Below are 19,803 nucleotides of genomic sequence, written 5' to 3'. Positions count from 1 at the left end.
GTTTCCATTAATGGCAAAACCTATTCGTGATAGACTGGAAGCTATTCCGGTTATTAATATTTTGGTTCGTTTTTTAACAAGAATTAAATTGCCCGGCCTTGAGGGACTTTCTATCTATGACTTGTTGGAGCTTTATGTTTTGGGCATTGTTAAAGGGGCATTAACGACCAGGGCAAGTGCCATTGCCTTCAGCTTTTTTACGGCCATTTTCCCATTTTTATTGTTTGTCATTATTTTGATTCCCTATATCCCTATCGATAATTTCCAAATGGAATTTATGGGTTTTTTAAATTCTATTTTACCGCCCCAAACATCTGATTTCTTTTTTTCGAATATTTTTGAAAATATAAATAACAGTGGAGGAGGAGGTCTGATATCATCTGTGTTTTTATTGTCAATGTTGTTGATGGCCAATGGCGTAAATGCTGTATTCTCTGGCTTTGAAAACTCCTATCACGAACAGTTAACAAGAAATGTATTTCAGCAGTACCTATATGCCTTTGGAATAGCTTTAATTTTGGCGTTTTTAGTGTTGCTTACCGTGGCCGTATTCGGATATTTTCAAATCTATATTCTAAAACCGTTGTATGAAAGCTTAAGTGGGGAAGTACTGGCAGAAGATAGTGGATTGGGTTGGATTATTTTTGCAAAATACATGTTTTTTGTGGTCATGGTGTATATCGCAACAGCCACCTTGTATTATTTTGGAACTAAAGAAGGAAGGGAATCCCGGTTCTTTTCAATAGGTGCATTGTTAACAACACTTTTAATCATTTTGACGTCTTACTTATTCGGGGTATATATCGAAAATTTCAGTCAGTATAATAAGCTCTATGGCTCTATCGGAGCACTTTTGATATTGCTTTTGTATTTGTGGTTGAATTCCAATATTTTGCTATTGGGCTATGAGCTAAATGCATCTTTACAATTTTTGAAGAAACGTCCTAAAACATAAAATAAGACCCATAAAATTTAAGAAAGTTGGATATTTTTTTATTTTTGAAACGATAAAATATTTACAAATTGATAGTGTTTTTTCTGTAATTTTTAAACCAAAATATTTCTATGAAATTAAAGATATTGTTTTTAACAGCGATGTGTTTTGTGATTTTTAGTTGTGAAGTTAAGGACGCCCTTGATGCACTCGATGAGTTAGAAGATATTGAGATGACAGAGGATGAAAAAGAGAGTGCCATTGTTATGACTGCAAAAGTTAATGGAAATCTTATCGAAATACCATATAAAAATGCGTCCCTTTTTATAGACAAGGTAATTGAAACTCATCGTTTAAGGTTGATCGGCGTTACTGAAACTATTTTTGTAATCGATAACGAGGCCATTTCATTATTCGCCTATTATGGCGCAGAGGAAGACTTGAAGGAAGGTGTGGAGTGGAATTTATCAAATTTAGAGTCAGGATTAACTGGTATGAGGGGTATTTACCAAGCTAATGACAAGGCTTTGAATAACGCAGTAGTAAATGCCACCACGGATGATACAAATACGGCTTACATTAAAATTAATAAACTTGATTACACCAATAAGGTGGCTTCGGGTATATTCAGTTTCACCGCCCAAACCCTAGTAAATGGGGAGATTCAGGCTTATGTGATTTCTGAGGGAACATTTGAAAATGTCAAGATCGTAGAGCAATAGATATATTATTTTGCGTTTGAGGTCTTTTTTGTTGTTAAAAGTTTTGCGGGATTGCATTATTTTTGAAGAATGCACTATTTCATCGAAGCCATACTCCCGATACCGCTCCAAAAGCTCTTTACCTATCGCATAACTTCTGCTGAAGCTGACTTTTTAAAACCCGGCATGCGCGTTTCTGTGCCCTTCGGAAAATCTAAAATTTACACAGCTTTGGTGTATCGGATTCATAACGAAGCACCTCAAGTTTATGATGCAAAGGATATCCACCAAATCTTGGATGAATCTGTTCTTGTAAATGAAACGCAGCTGAAATTTTGGGAATGGATTGCCAAATATTACATGTGTACTTTGGGCGATGTGATGCGGGCCGCTTTGCCCAATGCCTTTATTCTTGAAAGTGAAACTATCATTTCGAAAACCAATATTGAATTGAATGACAGTGAATTCAAGGACGATGAGTTTTTGGTGTATGAAGCCTTGCACCATCAATCTTCTTTGAAAGTGCAGGATGTGATGAATATTTTGGACAAGAAATCCGTATTGCCCGTTATCAACCGATTGATAGAAAAAAATGCCATTGCACTTCATGAAGAGGTTTTCGAAAAGTATGTGCCGAAATTGGTGCGCTATGTAAAATTGGATTCAAATTTTTCATCGGAAATTGAACTTCAAAAATTATTGGAGGAATTAAGTCGAGCGCCCAAGCAAAGACAGGTATTGATGGCTCTGTTTATGTTGTCTTCAAAAACCAAAAAACCGATAAAAGTTTCAGAATTGACTGCTGAAAGTGACGCATCTTCGGCAGTTGTGAAGGCTCTGATAAATAAAGGCATTTTAGAAGAATATTTTATTCAAACCGATAGGGTGGTTTATTCAGGTGAGGCCAATGAAGATTCCAAACATTTAAACGAGCATCAAGAGAAAGCTTTATCCGAAGTCAAATCCGAATTTGAGAACCACCATACAGTGCTGTTGCATGGCGTAACATCCTCAGGAAAAACTGAAATCTATGTAAAGCTGATTGAAGAGGTGTTACAATCCGGAAAACAGGTATTATATATTTTGCCCGAAATTGCATTGACGACCCAATTGGTCAGTCGTTTACAGAATTATTTTGGCGAGAAAGTGGCAGTGTTTCATTCTAGATATTCTTCGCATGAAAGAGTGGAGGCCTGGTACAATGTATTGAACAGCTCCCCGAAAGCACAAATAGTTTTGGGAGCCCGTTCGTCGATATTTTTACCATTCAAAAGTTTGGGATTAATTATTGTTGATGAAGAACATGAACAATCTTTTAAACAATTTGACCCCGCGCCCCGTTATCATGCACGGGATTCGGCCATTGTTTTGGGGAATATGCATAATACCAAAGTGCTTTTAGGATCAGCAACTCCAAGCTTGGAAAGCTATTTTAATGCTCAACAAAATCGATATGGTTTTGTGGAATTAAAATATCGTTATAATGATGTATTGATGCCAGAAATTGAATTAGTGGATATCAAAGACAAGCACAAGAAAAAGTTGATGAAAGGGCATTTTAGTGATAGATTAATTCAGGAAATGACGGAAACCCTTTCCGAAGGGCATCAAATTATTTTGTTTCAAAACCGTCGTGGATTTTCGCCAATTATCGAATGCAATACCTGCGGACATGCACCCCAATGCCCGAATTGTGATGTTAGTTTGACCTATCATCAATACCGCAATCAATTGCGTTGTCATTATTGTGGTTACAACACATCCATGCACACGACTTGCAGTGCTTGCGGCAGCCCAGAACTGGACAACAAGGGTTTCGGAACCGAGCAGATAGAGGAGGAGGTAAAAGTTTTATTTCCCGATTATAAAGTGGCCCGAATGGATTTGGATACTACTAGAGGAAAATACGGTTACGAAAAAATTATTACCGCTTTTGAACAACAAGAAATTGATATATTGGTCGGAACCCAGATGCTGACCAAAGGATTGGATTTCAGAAATGTAAAATTAGTCGGTGTGATGAATGCCGATAATATGCTCAACTTCCCGGATTTTCGTGCTCACGAGCGCAGTTTTCAATTGATTATGCAAGTATCGGGGAGGGCAGGGAGAACGGATAAGCGCGGTAAGGTATTGGTGCAGACTTATAACCCCTATCACAATATCTTACAACAGGTGTCGTCCAATAATTACGAGGCTATGTTCAAGGAACAAATGGACGATCGGTTCAATTATAAATACCCGCCGGTTTATAAACAGATTAAAATAACTTTAAAACATAAAGATTATAATAAGGTAGAAACTGCATCTATCTGGTTGGGGAAATCCTTAAGACAAGTTTTCGCCGATAATGTTTTGGGTCCGGAATCACCACCAATATCCCGAATTCGAAATCAGTTCTATAAAAATATTCTGGTAAAGATTCCTAAAAAACAGTCTTTATCAAAAACAAAAGAAGCTATCATTAAAATTAACAATAGCTTCTTCAGTATAAAAGATTTTAGGGCGGTTAAAATAGTTTTAAATGTCGATAACTTCTAGTTTAAATGTTATTTAACGCATCTACTAATTGTGTCTTCTTATTTCGGCTTAGTGGTATTTCGTAAGCACCAACTTCCACATTTTTACTGTTAAACCTATCAATTTTATCAAGATTAACGATATAAGATTTGTGGATTCTTAAAAATTTGTTTTCTGGCAGTTCCGCTTCAAAAGCTTTCATGGTAGATAATACAACCAAGCTAGTCTCCTCGGTTACCAGTTTAACATAATCACCAAGGGCTTCAATCCATTTGATGTCCTTAATGTATACTTTACGTTTCTTAAGATTGCTCTTTACAAAAATATGCTCACCTTCTTCCTCATGAAAATCCAATGTCAATTTATGTTGTTCTAGAGCTTTCTCAACGGAAGTGTTAAAACGTTCTTTAGTAATTGGCTTGTGCAAGTAATCTGTAGCATCATAGTTGAATGCCTTAAATGCATATTCGGTTTTGCCAGTTACAAAGATAATTTGGGGTTTTTTGTTCAATACGTCTAAAAGTTCAAAACCATTTAGCACTGGCATTTCAATGTCTAAAAAGATTAAGTCTACTTGATGCGTATTTAAACCATTTTTTGTTTCGAGAGCGCTACTGTACTCGGCAATTAAGTTAAGCGAAGGGTGATTTTCGACTAACTTAACTATGGAGAGACGTTGTATCGCTGAATCGTCTACTACTACACAGTTTAAAGTCATAACATTTTATATTATTTCGGTTAAGATATCGACAATAGTACAATAATTTCCGCTAAAAACCAAAAATCATCGGTAAACTGTCAAAATTAACAAAATATTAACATTTGAGGGAGACGAATATTTTGTCCTTAAAAAGAGTTGTAATATACTAAAAAATGATTATTTTTGCAGGCAATTTTTAACAATTTAAAACGATTTTTATGAATCATTATGAAACTGTTTTCATCTTAAATCCCGTTTTATCTGATGACCAGATAAAGGAAACAGTTAAGAAATACGAAGATTTTCTTGTTTCTAACGGAGCTAAGATGATAGCTAAGGAAGATTGGGGGCTTAAAAAATTAGCCTACCCTATCCAGAACAAAAAAAGTGGATTTTACCACTTGTTTGAGTACCAAGTGGCCGGAGAGGCAATTGAAGCTTTAGAGGTTGAGTTTAGACGTGATGAACGTTTCATGCGTTACTTAACTGTGAAACTAGACAAGCACGCAGTGGCTTGGGCCGAAAGAAGAAGAGAAAAACTTAACGTAAAAGCTTAATTATGGCATCTATTGATCAACAAGCAAAAGGAAAGAAAGATGGAGAAATTAGATATTTAACTCCGCTTAATATAGAGACTAACAAACAGAAGAAGTACTGCCGTTTTAAGAAATCTGGTATCAAGTATGTAGATTACAAAGATCCAGACTGGTTATTAGGTTTTGTAAACGAGCAAGGTAAAATTTTACCAAGACGTTTAACAGGTACATCTTTAAAGTACCAACGTAAAGTGTCTGTAGCCATTAAAAGAGCACGTCATTTGGCTTTGATGCCTTATGTAGCAGATTTATTAAAATAAAACAATCATAACAATGGAACTTATATTAAAACAAGACGTTGAGAATTTAGGATTTAAAGACGATGTTGTAACAGTTAAGAACGGTTATGGTAGAAATTATTTAATTCCTCAAGGGCATGCTATTTTGGCTACGCCGTCTGCTAAAAAAGTATTAGCTGAAAACTTAAAGCAAAGAGCCTTTAAAGAGAAGAAAATTGTTGACGATGCCAACAAAACGGCAGAGGCCATCAAGGCATTGGAAATCAAGATTGCTTCAAAAGTTGGTGCTGGCGATAAATTATTCGGTTCTGTGAATAATATCGACGTTGCCGGTGCCTTAGAAAAAGAAGGCCACGAGATTGACAAAAAATTCATCTCTGTTGCCGGTGGAAACGTAAAGCGTTTAGGGCAGTACAATGCGACTATTCGTTTACACAGGGACGTAGTTGTAGAATTACCATTTGAAGTTATAGCGCAGGCCAATTAATTTCAAAATTCTAAATACAGTAAAAACCGTTTAGATACGTTCTGAACGGTTTTTTTGTTGAGAAAAATTTAAATTTGTTCTAATGAAATACAGAAGACTAACCAAAGAACAATTTGAGGAACTGCACCAGGAATTTATCAATTTCTTGGCGACGCAATCCATTACGGCCGACGAGTGGGCTGAACTAAAGAAGAATAAACCGGAAGTGGCGGAAACCGAATTGGACGTTTTTAGCGATCTTGTTTGGGAGGGTGTGCTTAATCAAGCAGAATATTTGGAGCATTTTGCGCCACAGCATATCTATTTGTTCCGATTGGCCGAAGATGAGATGCATGCCATTGTAGTGAACGTCAAAAATGAAGCTGTGGATATCACTACAAAAGAAGGCTATAACTGGCTCCGCGAAAATTTAATGGACGAGCGTGTTGAGTTTTTGCAGGCTGATAAAGATTATTCCGAAGACAAAAATGGTGATAAATTTAAAATGATAGAGCAGGGGGCAGTCATTACAAAAGGGGAATTGTACCGCTATTTTGATGAGTTAATTAACTAGTCTCAACCCTTCCGAATTTTGGTTTTTATGAAACCAAATCCCGATAGCTATCGGGACACCTTTCCTTCAAAAAGGAAGGAGTTTTGACCAGCCGATAATTGAGAATCACTTTGTACTTGTGTGTTGCAATAAGTCAGCAGTAAAAAACTCTCCTCCTTTGTAAGGAGGAGTACCACGAAGTGGGGAGGTGGTTAGAACTCATTTTTTAAGAACCATACTTTTTTCCTCTAAAAACCTGTAAAAACAACTTCATTAATTATTTTTGCACTTTGTCATTCCGCATTGTCCCACTGAGCGCAGTCGAAGTGTGATGCGGAATCAAATAAAAAACAAACTAATCTTAAAAGAGATACCTGCGTTCGCAGGCATTATTATGGCCCAAAAACCAAGCATCCCAAAAGGCACTAGAGATTTTAACCCCGAGCAGGTCGCAAAGCGCAACTATATTTTCAATACCATTCGCAATGCATTTGAAACCTTCGGCTTTCAACCCATTGAAACTCCAAGTTTTGAAAACTCCGAAACCCTAATGGGCAAATATGGCGATGAGGGCGACCGCTTGATTTTTAAGATTTTGAATTCTGGGGATTATTTGTCAAAGGCAAATGCAGAAGCTTACGAAACGAAAGATTCGAATAAACTGACCACGAGTATCTCCGAAAAAGCCTTGCGTTATGACCTCACTGTGCCCTTCGCGCGTTACGTCGTACAACACCAAAATGAGATCGAATTCCCATTTAAGCGCTACCAAATCCAGCCCGTTTGGCGCGCCGATAGGCCCCAAAAGGGACGTTTTAGGGAGTTTTACCAATGCGATGCGGATGTGGTGGGCAGTGGCTCGTTATGGCAGGAAGTGGAGTTTATTCAGTTATATGATAAAGTGTTTTCTAAATTGAATTTGGAAGGGGTGACCATCAAAATCAATAACCGCAAAATACTCTCGGGAATTGCTGAGGTGATTGGTGCATCTGATAAATTGATTGATTTTACCGTAGCTTTGGACAAACTGGACAAAATAGGTGAGGCCAAGGTAAAACAGGAAATGTTGGACAAGGGCATTCCTCAAACGGGTATCGATAAACTGCAACCTTTGTTTTCAATTTCCGGGGATTTTGAATCGCAGATTGCTGATTTGAAAACCATTTTATCCTCTTCTGAAGAAGGCCAAAAAGGGATAGCCGAATTGGAATTCATCAATAACGCTATTTCAGAATTAGGCCTGAATACTGCCAAATTACAATTAGATGTCACCTTGGCCCGTGGTCTTAATTATTATACCGGGGCTATTTTTGAAGTGTCTGCCCCGGAATCCGTAAAAATGGGCTCCATCGGTGGTGGTGGCCGTTATGATGATCTAACGGGTATTTTCGGAATGCCAAATATGAGTGGGGTTGGTATCAGCTTTGGATTGGATCGTATTTATTTGGTTTTGGAAGAATTGGTTTTATTTCCTGAAACGGTTTCAAAAAATGTGGAGGTGCTGTTTATCAACTTTGGTGAAAAAGAAGCGTTATTCAGTTTAAAAGCGATAAAACAGCTACGCGCACAGGACGTCAATGCTGAATTATATCCTGATGATGCAAAAATGAAAAAACAAATGACCTATGCCAATCGGAGAAACATTCCTTTTGTGGTCTTGGTAGGGGAGTCCGAAATAGGAGCAAATCACTACACTTTAAAGAATATGGTATCTGGCTCTCAGGAAAAAGTGTCCTTGGATACTTTAATTTCTACCATAAAAAAGTCCTGAACAAGGTCCAGGACTTGAAATAGCTATCGAAAATTAGATTTGGGGTTTAAGGTGACTAACTCAAATAACTATTGTATCAATACGTTTTTGATGTATCACGGTGCTAATATAGGAAATATTTTTTAAAAATACGACGAAATGCTAAAAAACACGATGAAATACATTATTTTACAATAGTTTAAACATCTCTGTTTTCATCAAATTGCCTAGCTAATTCGTTATCTTGGGCTTCAATGATTCCAACAAAAAAAGAGGTCAACTCAATAATTGAGTTGACCTCTTTTTTGTTAAAGGATTGTTGGTTAGGTTATTACAATTTATTTCTTAACAAACCTTCTGGAATATAGCTTGTCGCCATCCTTCACCCTAATCGAATAGACTCCGGCTTCCAACCTGTCCACCACAATCTTTTTGTCCGTTTTACCTTCCTGAACCAATTGGCCTAAGGCATTCACAATCGTATATTCAAGTTTGGATGAGGTACTCGATTGTCCGCTAGTGTTCGTGAGCTTAATATTCAATACATCGGTCACTGGATTTGGATAAAGCCTAAGCTCGGTTTTAACAATAGCATTGTCCTCGGTGCCAAGAACTTTTTCGACACCGGTCTTTGCGCTACTAGAAGTAGAAAGACCGATGTTGTCAATTGCAATGTCCGCCTGCCAAGTACTGCCGACAATTCTGTTAAATCGCAATTGAACACTATTTCCCGTATAAGCTGTAATATCTACATTTACGGTGAGCCAACTATTGCCTTTATTGCCCGATTCGCTCCATAGAGTTGCCCATGTAATACCATTATCATTACTTGCCTCCAAGGCAATGGTTCCCATATCGCTTGCGCCAAACATATGATAATCAAAACTAAAGGTGGCGGTTGTGCTCGCGCTTAAATCAAAACATGGAGAGTTGAGAATAGCGCTCTTATTGGGGTAACCCACGTTGTTGCCAGAGGCTTCAACGAAGAGGTAATAGGTTCCGGCACTAGCAGATGACGGTCCGGTGTTATTTGAAGGGGTGCCGGAGGCATCGATTGTCCAGTCATTGTCATCTGCACTGGATTGCGTCCATAATCCTAATGTGTTTTCAAAACTTTCAGAGTAAGGGAAAGCGGAAACACCACCCGAGCAACTCGGCAATACAACAACTTCATCAACCAAACTTATGTCGTCAATTGCTATGTCCGCTTGCCAAGTACCGCCAATAAATCGATTAAACCTTAATTGAACGCCGTTGCCAACGTAAGGTGTTAAATCAACAATCGCAGTCAGCCAGCTATTTCCTTTGTTGCCAGATTGGCTCCAAATACTTGTCCAGGTTGCCCCTTCATCAATACTTACTTCTAAGTCAATAGTTCCCATATCGGATGAGCCAAACATATGATACTTAAAGCTGAAAGTAGCTCCGGTAAGGCCTCCTAAATTAAAACATGGGGAATTCAATATAGCCCTTTGGCTCGGGAAATTAGGGGAAGATGCCTCAACATAAATATATTGATTACCCTCAAATGCAGATGACGGCCCCGTATTATTGGATGGCGTTGAATTTGAGTTAAGAGACCAATCTATATCATCATTTGTTCCTTGTGTCCATGCTCCAAAGGAACTTTCAAAACCTTCATTGTAAGGGAAAGATGAAATGCCACCTGTACATCCATTTGGTATATCAATGACATTCACGGTTCTTGTTTCCTGCGTTGCAGGATTTCCTGCAGCATCACTTACATCATAGGTCACAACATAGGTTCCCGCAGTATTGGTGTCGACGGTATCGCCCCCGACAACAATGTTGGCCGTGATGTTGCCGTCAATATCGTCCGTCGCTGTTGCTCCAAGTTCATTATATGTCTCACCAACATTTAAGTCGATGATAGCTGAACCAATCAGAGTAATTATTGGAGCTACTGAATCAGGAATGACGTTAATAATTCTTGTAACCTGGGTTGCTAGGTTTCCAGCATTGTCGCTCACGTCGTAGGTTACCACGTAGGTGCCTGCGGTATTAGTATCTACAGTGTCACCCCCGACAATGATGTTGGCAGTTATGTCCCCATCGATATTATCGGAAGCCGTGGCACCCTGTTCGGTGTAAGTATCGCCCAAGTTCAAGTCGATTGAAGCGGAGCCGATCAGTGTAATCACCGGTGCAGTAGTATCGGGAATCACGTTTACCGTCCGAGTTACCGTTGCGGCAAGGTTGCCAGCGTTATCGCTCACGTCGTAGGCCACCACGTAGGTTCCGGCAGTATTAGTGTCGACAGAATCGCCACCGATAAGAATGTTCGCTGTGATGTCGCCATCGATGTTATCTGTTGCTGTTGCACCTTCTTCTGTATAAGTATCGCCCACATTTAGGTTGACGGTTGCGCTGCCAACAAGCGTAATGACCGGTGCAGTGGTATCCGGAATCACGTTTACGGTTCTTGTTACTGTTGTTGCTGGATTTCCGGAAGCATCGCTCACGTCGTAAATCACTACGTAAGTTCCGCCAGTATTGGTGTCTACCGTATCACCGCCGATAACGATGTTTGCGGTAATATCTCCATCAATGTTGTCGGTTGCCGTTGCACCATCTTCGGTATAAGTATCGCCCACATTCAAATCAATTGATGCCGGACCAATCAGTGTAATTACAGGAGCAGTAGTATCGGGAATCACGTTTACCGTCCGAGTTACCGTTGTGGCAGGGTTGCCGGCGTTATCGTTCACGTCGTACGTCACCACATAGCTACCTGCGGTATTGCTATCAACTATGTCCCCTCCGATAACAATGTTCGCTGTGATGTCGCCATCGATGTTATCTGTTGCTGTTGCACCTTCTTCTGTATAAGTATCACCCACATTTAGGTTGACGGTTGCGCTGCCAACAAGAGTTATGACTGGCGCGGTGGTATCTGGAATCATGTTCACGGTTCTGGTCACTTGTGCTGCCGCATTTCCGGCCGCATCGCTCACATCGTAGGTTATGACATAAGTACCGGCCGTATTAGTATCTACGGTGTCACCCCCGATAAGAATGTTCGCTGTGATGTCCCCATCAATGTTGTCAGTTGCCGTCGCGCCCTGTTCGGTATAGGTGTCGCCAACGTTTAAGTTGACTGTTGCGTTGCCAACAAGCGTAATGACCGGTGCAGTGGTATCCGGAATCACGTTTACGGTTCTTGTTACTGTTGTTGCTGGATTTCCGGCAGCATCGCTCACGTCGTAAGTCACTACGTAAGTTCCGCCAGTATTGGTGTCTACCGTATCACCGCCGATAACGATGTTTGCGGTAATATCTCCATCAATGTTGTCGGTTGCCGTTGCACCATCTTCGGTATAAGTATCGCCCACATTCAAATCAATTGATGCCGGACCAATCAGTGTAATGACTGGGGCCGTGGTATCAGGAATCACGTTTACCGTCCGAGTTACCTGCGTTGCGGGATTTCCTGCTACATCGCTTACGTTGTAGGTTACGATATAGGTACCTGCTGTATTAGTGTCTACGATGTCACCCCCAATAATGATGTTTGCTGTGATATCGCCATCGATATTATCGGAAGCCGTCGCGCCCTGTTCGGTATAGGTATCGCCCACATTCAAATCAATTGATGCTGAACCTATTAGAGTAATGACTGGCGCAGTAGTATCTGGAATCACATTTACTGTTCTTGTTACCTGTGTTGAGGCATTCCCAGATGCATCGCTTACATCATAGGTTACAACATAAGTTCCACCAGTATTTGTATCCACGGTATCGCCTCCGATGACGATGTTTGCGGTGATGTCCCCATCAATGTTATCCGTTGCTGTTGCGCCTTCTTCTGTATAAGTATCGCCCACATTCAAGTTAACCGTTGCATTGCCGATAAGCGTGATAATTGGTGCGATGGTATCTTGCTCGTCAGCGGTCAAATTAATATCATCAATGGCAATATCTGCCTGCCATGTACCGCCAGTAACCCTGTTGAAGCGCAATTGAATGCTCGCGCCTGCATAGGCATCTAAATTAATATTTACGGCTAGCCAAGAATTTCCTTGGTTGCCGGATTGGCTCCAAATACTGGTCCAATTGGCACCATCATCACTACTCAATTCTAAATCAATAGTTCCCATGTCGGAAGAGCCAAACATGTGGTATTGGAAACTGAAATCCGCACCACTGGCTCTCGAAAGGTCAAAGCATGGAGACGTTATAATTGCCCTTTTATTTGGGTAACCTGTGTTGTTGCCTGAAGCTTCAACAAATATATAGCTTGTGCCTTCAACCGCACTTGAAGGTCCTGTGTTGTTGGATGGAGTGTTATTGGAGTTCACCAACCAGTCCAAATCATCCGCACCTGATTGCGTCCAAGTTCCAATGGTACCTTCAAAGCCAAAGGCATAAGGATAGGAGGTAATGCCTCCGGTACATCCTGGAGGTGCATCAATAACGTTAACGGTTCTTGTGACTTGAGTGGCCACATTTCCGGCGGCATCGCTTACATCATAAGTAACTACATATGTCCCCAAAGTATTGGAATCAACAGTATCCCCACCAATTACAATATTTGCCGTAATATCTCCATCAATATTATCTGTTGCAGTAGCCCCTTCTTCGGTATAGGTAGCCCCTATAATTACATCTGCAGGGGAAGATCCATTTAAGGTGATTACTGGTGGTGTTGAATCTACGCCATCAAATGTAGTAACTACAATGTCATCAATAGCAATATCCGCTTGCCAAGTACTTCCAACAAACCTATTGAATCTTAATTGAACACTGCTTCCCACATATGCATTAAGGTTGACATCAACGGATAACCAGGTGTCTCCTTGGTTACCTGATTGGCTCCATAAACTGGTCCAATTAGTACCATTGTCATTGCTAACCTCAAGATCGATTGTGCCCATGTCGGATGCACCAAACATATGGTATTTGAAGCTGAAAGTAGCCTGAATCATTCCGGTAAGGTCGAAACAGGGCGAGCTAATTATTGCTCTTTTGTTAGGATAACCGGTGCCTTCAACAGAAGCTTCAACATATATATAGCTGGAGCCTTCTATTGCTCCTGAAGGGCCTGTGCTTTGGGAGGGTGTGGTGTTTGAATTGACTAACCAATTTAAATCGTCTGCCGTGGATTGGGTCCAATCTCCGATAGAGCCTTCGAAGCCTTCATTATAAGGGAAAGAGGCAATCGAAGTGCCCGTGCAGGCCACAAATGCGTTGGTAGTAAAATTAACCGAACTGCTATAGTTTGAAGTGTTTGAAGTACAGCGACTTCTAATTTGAACTTCGTAATCCGTGGATTCTGCTAACCCAGATAAGTCGGTAGTAAGTCCGTTTATATCATTAATTTCTGTCCAGTTGGTATCACTGATTGCTTTGTACCTTATGTCGTATGTTGCGGAGGTTACCTGATCCCAGGTTAAGGTGGCTGTGGTTACGCCAATGTTAGAAACACTCAATCCAACAGGAACTGACAGGACACAAGGAATTTGTACGCCCAATACCCTAAAATCATCAAAAACAAATCCGTCAAAAGAAGTGGTGTAGCTATCTTGTCTATTGGAGCCATCAGTATTGAAATTAAATCTCAAATAAACGGTTGATTGATTAAAATAAGCATTGTTGTTCGTGCCATCAATGATAATCTCTTCCATCACCCATTTATCCTGAGTATCTCCGTCATACAATTGTTCGCCATCAGGCTGAAAATTATTGTTGGTTGTGCTTTTTCCGGAGTAAGTATTGTTTTCGTTTGGGGCTCCAGGTTTGGTATAGGTCCCGCATAGGGGGGTCCATGTTGATCCATTAGTGGAAGCTTCAATCTGTACATAATCAAAACTTCGCTCTAAATCCCATTTGGCATAATACTGAATGATGGTTTCGTTAACACCAGTAGTGGCAATAGTGGAATTAAGCTGAAGCGTCTTGGATTCATTGTTAGCGTATGAGCCAGACGGCGAATCAGTAATGGCCGTTGTTGTTGTACCAGAAAATCCATTGAGGGAGATAGTGCCCCAAGATCCTCCTGCAGCCGTCCAGTTTGAAGTTCCGTCCGTATCTGGGTCATCAACAAACTGAATATTTGGTGTGTAATATTTTTTGATATTTGCTTGATAAATTACTCCGTCATCATTGCTTAAGGCAACATTAAATTCAATAATGTCATTGGCCTGTATAGCATTGTCCAAGCTATATGTTGCGACCACATTCCGCTGTTCTAGCGCAGACATCCCAATCTGGGAGCTTGGGCTACTTATAGAATTTATATTGGCAGAAACAGGTGTAACTGAAAGCGTAAAGTCACTGGCGGTTTGTCCTAAATACTCAATTCCAAAATTTAGATTCCCATTTAAAGCGGTAATATTGGAAGGAGATAAATCAATAAGTTTCGCGTACTTACCGCTAAAATATGCAGCCAGAAAATTACCTCTCATAGCTCTTCTGGCAATATCATCGATGAGCAAGGGATCCGGCCAAAAGCCACTGCCAGTTGAACCAGCTTCAGATCCCGATCCATTCTCTGGCGTCCATGCCATGGCATTTATACCTGCACCGGGGCCACCAGTAGAACCAGCAACGGCAGGACCCATCATCCAGTCATTCATGTTCCCACTGTTTAATGCACTTATTTGGGTGCTTGGACCGTATGCATAACGGTTAAAATGGGTCATATCATGATTGTATTTGGCAAATTCATCTTCTCGTCTGTCCACACCAGCGGCATCTAAAGTTGCTGGATCTACGCCTGCATAGCCATGAAGCATGGCATTTTTAAATGAATGATGGTTCAATACCAGCTTGAAGTCGTGTTGCAAAAAGAAGTCTCTGACGATTTGAGATTCAGGCTCGGAGAAAAACGTAGGGCCTCGATAGGTTTCACTACACGTATTTGTAGAAGACCCACCATTGCCCCAATAGTATCCAAAATTTCTGTTGAGATCGACTCCTTCGGAGGTGGTTCCACAACTTCCATTATAGATGTTCCTGTTTTTTCGCTGTAACCCACCACCATTGGGCAAAATGGATTCGTTATAGGCCAAACCGTCAGAATTAACAATTGGAATAAAGTATAATTCCTGGTTGTTTACTAAATTGGTTATCGCAGGATCCGAACCGTAATTTTCAAGAATATACCACATATAGTACATCAGATTCATCAAACTGGAAAGTTCTCGAGAGTGCGTCATTCCAGTATATAAGGTTTCTGGCTCTCCAGATTCGTCAATATCAGGGTTATCTGAAATTCTTACGTAATAAGTTGTTCTGCCTTCTACAGTAGTTTGATTGGTAGGGGAGGCATCTGTTTTCACTGAAATAATATTGGGGTAAAGCGATCGCATTAAATCAAGCTCTGCCAAGGCTTCTGAAACCGTGAGGCAACCACCCATACTTCCAAGTTTGAAATTTGTAGGTGTGCTCCAGTTAATTTCATCACACCCGTTATATTGGCCAATATTGTCTAGTACCACACTCGAAACACTGCTTTTGCCAAATCCAGCTTTGGATTGGAAGCCTTTTTGAGCTTGAAGCTCTTGCCTGGCCCTGGGAAGGTTTTTTTGGGCGCGGTCCGCATAATAAGTGCTTAAGTCATCTATAAGCACATTGTAAGGTACGCCTAACCTGGAGATTGTGGCTAGTTCGTTTTGCGATAATTCCAATTGCAACTTGCCATCTTTATATATGGCACCACATTGAAGGTCTATTCCTGATTGTGCCATCTGAGAGATGGTGGCACTACTGGGATTGCTAATACTGACACGTTTGTAATTAATTTGTTGTGAAAACGCGAGGGAAAGGTTCAGTAAAATACTGAACAGAAAAAGTATTTTTTTCATAACTAAGGTTGGATATAATAAAGGTTAATTGAGACTTAAATTAATCTTTTTTACTATACCGTAGATAAATTTTATCAACAAATTATTAAAAACTTATATAATTATGGTTTTGCCATAACTAGTGCAAAGAAAGCGCTTACATAAAATGTAAGATATTGAATGACAACGTAATGTGTTTGAAAATTCCGTCTCTTTTAGGAGATTTCTATTGGATTAACATTATAATATAGCTACTTTTTTGGCTATAGTACCATATTCGGTTTCAATTTTTAGAATATAGTTATTTGGGGGGATATGATTGGCGCTAAACTTAAGATGGTTTTTGTTGGTTTTGGTTTCGCGCTGAAACAATGATTGACCAAGAATATTGAACATTTCAACAGATTCGATCATCTGAGAAGAAGGGTTGTTGATGACGATACTGTTCTTTTCATTAGAAAAATAAACCTCTATTTGTTCGCTTTCCAAATGTGTCTGGGCACTTAAGGTCTGAGATTGGGAAAAAACAATTTCAAAACGGTTGAGGTATTCTCCTGTGGACAAAAAGATTTCGTATTTCCACTGGGTTAGGTCATGATAAGTATTCAATTCTTTATCATGAAGATAAATTATAAAATCGTTTGGTGTATTTTCCAACTCGTCAATAGAAATGCTATTGAAACCGTCCATATCAGTATGGATACCCAACGGAAACACTGTTTCTTCATTGATTTCATTCGTACCTTGGATGGTGTGCTTTTGATTTTGGATCATCCAATACATATCGTCAATCTGGGTGTCGATGTACTTGGAGTCATAGCCCCAATCTATTGCAGGGGTTGCATCCTCGTCAATAGTGAGGAGCAATTGTCTTCTTAGGGTATTTGGCGAGGTAAACCCAAGTCTTATTTTTGTTCTGGGGTCTTCTGCTTCCTCTTCAACCAGTTTTTGAAATTTCTTGTTTGTTGTAGAGGACTCTTGCGGCTGATGATATAAAACTCTCTGATTGTTATTAAACATAATTTTGCCGTTAGAAGTCGCCGTAAGATAAAATCCTTGACCTACAGGGATAAACCTTCCAGGGATTTCGTTGGGTGTGCCCCCTGTTGATATTTCAGGGCTGTCTGAACCTTTTGAAGCGGCAGGCACTCCTCCGGAAAGAGAGAATGTGGCATAGCCTCCCTGATAATTATCCGCAATGTGGGAGTTGCCTCCCCAATGTTTCCAAAAATATAAAGTACCGTTGGTCATGCTTGCATCTGTTTCCAAATTTTTATTATCCTTTAAAAACTGTATGGCATCGATGGCGGATGGATAGGGATTGCCCACTAGGTAATCGCTACCGGCGGTAACATTGATTTCAATTGTTCCGTTATTTGGTTTGCCTTGAAGTGTATATTTTTGCACGTCTGAAATAGTACCCGTTCCTGGGCCTTTCATTGTGAAACCTTCGCCCACCATTATTTCTCCAGAACTTCTTACCTGTTGCCACGTGGCAGTAGTATTTCCTGAATTATTGGAGAATTTCCAAATCCAGTAATCCGCTATTCCCAGAGGTACCGCAACACCGTCATAACCACTTTCCAAAAAATTAACATCGGCAAAAATGTCTTTTACTGTAAAACTGTTATTGTTAGTGCTATTACTTTGCCTTCCAACAGGAGATGCCCAATAATTATAGGTGTATTTGTCCGCCGTGCCTTCAAGTTCTTTTTCCAATACGCCAGAACTCAAAGGATCCAGCAAACTTTCCGAAGCTTGTATGAGTTGAGAATCTCCTTCTAGGCTTAGGGTGCCATCTAATCTAAGATAACTGGTGTTGAATAAGCCCGAATCATTTTTAACAGATAGCGAAGCGCCTGAATCGACGATAAGCCCCAAGATTGTGGCATTTTCGTTGATGTCTAAGTTTCCTTTTACCTGTAAAATAGCATATTCGGGAAAGCCTCTATATGCATCCCACACATCTCCTTGCAACCAATTTTCAGGGTTCTTCCAATCGCCTGTGGCGGTCTCTTTTGAGACGAAGGGTAGGGGTGCGTCAAAATCCTGATAGGTTTCTTCCATGTTGTGCAATAGCCCGTGTTCGGAATAATTAGATTTGTCAGCAGTATAGCCAGTGTCCAAAATTTCCATTGTATAATAGAGCAACAAATCCTTCCAAGATAGTCCTTCAATAGTATTATGGGCAATAGCACCTGTGATACTTTCATTTTTGGATTCTATTTTTTGAAAGATTTGAGCTTGTAATTGAGCTTCCGCTAGAGCCTTGTTGTAAACTCTTATTTCATTTATTGAGCCATCAAAATAGTTGTCTTTTGAAACTGAATTTCTACCTATTTCAAAATCGAATGCACTCCATTCACTTGAATTACTGAGCGTTGTATTTGCGACATCCGAATTTGTATGTTCCCATTCTTTTTCACCATTGATAAAAAGTGAAATATTTCCATTAATACCATCGTAAATCAACGCCACATGATACCAAATGTTCTCGTCCAAAACCATCGATTCCAAAGCAGGAGATGCAATGTCCCCTCTCGAATCGGTTTTTAAGGATGCTCGTAGGCTGTTATTACTATCGACAAAAAGCATACAGTTGGGCTGTCCCATAATGGTGTAATCACCGGTATAATCGTCCAATTTAATCCAGGACATCAATGTTGCTTGTTGTTGGCCACCTAAAAAAGAGGATCTACTAACATAATCATCAGTACCGTCAAAATCCAAGGTTTGCGGTTTGCAAAAACTGAAATTTCCAATCCCGGTGGCATGCAAGCTCTCAGGGTTGCAGGTATTGCAATCCTCCCAAAGTATAGTAATGCTTGTGATATAATTGGAGTCAGCAAAATTTACCCCCAGCATGGGATTTTCACCTGCCGATAAATTTGCCACAGCATTTACAATTCCGGTAGTTTCATCAACTGTATATGGAGGTTGAGCTGAAGTGTTAAATTTTGGGTAGATGTCGTTTCCATTAACGTCCTTTCCTTTAATGGTATATTTATCTCCTTTCCCCAGGGAAACATTAATGTGATGTATGTCAAAGGATAGGGCGTAAATAGGCTGGCTAAATGTAATAGTGCAAGTTATGCCCTCCCCAGAAAAACCGTTTGTTAATAAATCAATGCCTTTATAAAGATAGCTGGATTGAGTTCCTATTTTAGGGGTCTGTCCAGACCAAAATCCTAGCGTGCTGGTTTCACCTGTAAATTCTATTTTGATGTCTATCCCAGAATCGTCAACATTCGAATACGTATTTGAAAGTGTTCCCGGTCTCCAATATGCATCTTCGCTTGCCGAACTTGTCGTCCAATTTAAATTGAAGTTTTGTCCACACTCCGGAGTGGGGTGCAACTGCGCTTGCAATGTATTGCAAAAAAGGAGAGAGAAAGCCAATATTACAGCAATTGCAATGTTCTTCATAAGTAGGATTTTGGCAGGTTAGTTAAAAAATAGTTTTGGTGCCGACAATATAGGAAACCGATTGATTTTACTTTTATATATTCGATAAAGAGATTATATGCACGACAAAATAT

General features: G+C 40.0%; 11 protein-coding genes. 8 read left to right on the top strand and 3 right to left on the bottom strand.

The window, feature by feature from the left end; all coding sequences use genetic code 11:
* The first annotated feature begins 10 nt into the window (after window positions 1-10).
* The 3 genes from H7U19_RS12080 to priA all read left to right on the top strand — a co-directional run bounded on the left by H7U19_RS12080 (window position 11) and on the right by priA (window position 4,176).
* Window positions 11-955, top strand: a complete 945-nt coding sequence (locus H7U19_RS12080) for a YihY/virulence factor BrkB family protein (protein WP_186562734.1) — start codon at window positions 11-13, stop codon at window positions 953-955.
* A 110-nt stretch (window positions 956-1,065) separates the two neighbouring features.
* Entirely contained in the window at window positions 1,066-1,656 is a 591-nt protein-coding gene (locus H7U19_RS12075; protein ID WP_186562732.1) for a hypothetical protein, read from the top strand.
* Between the two features lie 69 nt (window positions 1,657-1,725).
* Entirely contained in the window at window positions 1,726-4,176 is a 2,451-nt protein-coding gene (gene priA, locus H7U19_RS12070; RefSeq protein ID WP_186562730.1) for a replication restart helicase PriA, read from the top strand.
* Between the two features lies 1 nt (window position 4,177).
* Here the strand turns inward: priA and H7U19_RS12065 are convergent, their stop codons facing one another.
* Entirely contained in the window at window positions 4,178-4,873 is a 696-nt protein-coding gene (locus H7U19_RS12065; RefSeq protein ID WP_092580221.1) for a LytR/AlgR family response regulator transcription factor, read from the bottom strand.
* 200 nt (window positions 4,874-5,073) lie between these two features.
* Between H7U19_RS12065 and rpsF the strand changes: the two genes are divergently transcribed.
* The 5 genes from rpsF to hisS all read left to right on the top strand — a co-directional run bounded on the left by rpsF (window position 5,074) and on the right by hisS (window position 8,480).
* The gene (gene rpsF / locus H7U19_RS12060) at window positions 5,074-5,412 is read left to right on the top strand and encodes a 30S ribosomal protein S6 (RefSeq protein WP_186562728.1); all 339 of its coding nucleotides are present in this window, start codon (window positions 5,074-5,076) and stop codon (window positions 5,410-5,412) included.
* The gene (gene rpsR, locus H7U19_RS12055) at window positions 5,412-5,711 is read left to right on the top strand and encodes a 30S ribosomal protein S18 (RefSeq protein ID WP_186563393.1); all 300 of its coding nucleotides are present in this window, start codon (window positions 5,412-5,414) and stop codon (window positions 5,709-5,711) included. The genes rpsF and rpsR overlap by 1 nt, the downstream gene beginning before the upstream one ends.
* A 13-nt stretch (window positions 5,712-5,724) precedes the next feature.
* Window positions 5,725-6,177, top strand: a complete 453-nt coding sequence (rplI, locus tag H7U19_RS12050) for a 50S ribosomal protein L9 (protein ID WP_186562726.1) — start codon at window positions 5,725-5,727, stop codon at window positions 6,175-6,177.
* Between the two features lie 82 nt (window positions 6,178-6,259).
* A complete protein-coding gene (locus H7U19_RS12045; protein ID WP_186562724.1) occupies window positions 6,260-6,730 on the top strand; it encodes a DUF6495 family protein in 471 nt (156 codons plus the stop codon).
* Between the two features lie 373 nt (window positions 6,731-7,103).
* The gene (hisS, locus tag H7U19_RS12040; RefSeq protein ID WP_186563391.1) at window positions 7,104-8,480 is read left to right on the top strand and encodes a histidine--tRNA ligase; all 1,377 of its coding nucleotides are present in this window, start codon (window positions 7,104-7,106) and stop codon (window positions 8,478-8,480) included.
* A gap of 317 nt (window positions 8,481-8,797) precedes the next feature.
* On the opposite strand, the gene H7U19_RS12035 is transcribed toward hisS, so the two are convergent.
* Both H7U19_RS12035 and H7U19_RS12030 read right to left on the bottom strand, forming a co-directional pair.
* Entirely contained in the window at window positions 8,798-16,285 is a 7,488-nt protein-coding gene (locus tag H7U19_RS12035) for an immunoglobulin-like domain-containing protein (protein WP_186562722.1), read from the bottom strand.
* 219 nt (window positions 16,286-16,504) lie between these two features.
* A complete protein-coding gene (locus H7U19_RS12030) occupies window positions 16,505-19,690 on the bottom strand; it encodes a LamG-like jellyroll fold domain-containing protein (RefSeq protein ID WP_186562720.1) in 3,186 nt (1,061 codons plus the stop codon).
* Window positions 19,691-19,803 lie beyond the last annotated feature (113 nt).

The sequence above is a fragment of the Hyunsoonleella aquatilis genome, assembly GCF_014270105.1.
In the GTDB taxonomy this organism is placed as follows: domain Bacteria; phylum Bacteroidota; class Bacteroidia; order Flavobacteriales; family Flavobacteriaceae; genus Jejuia; species Jejuia aquatilis.
This window is presented reverse-complemented; position numbering and strand designations above follow the sequence as displayed.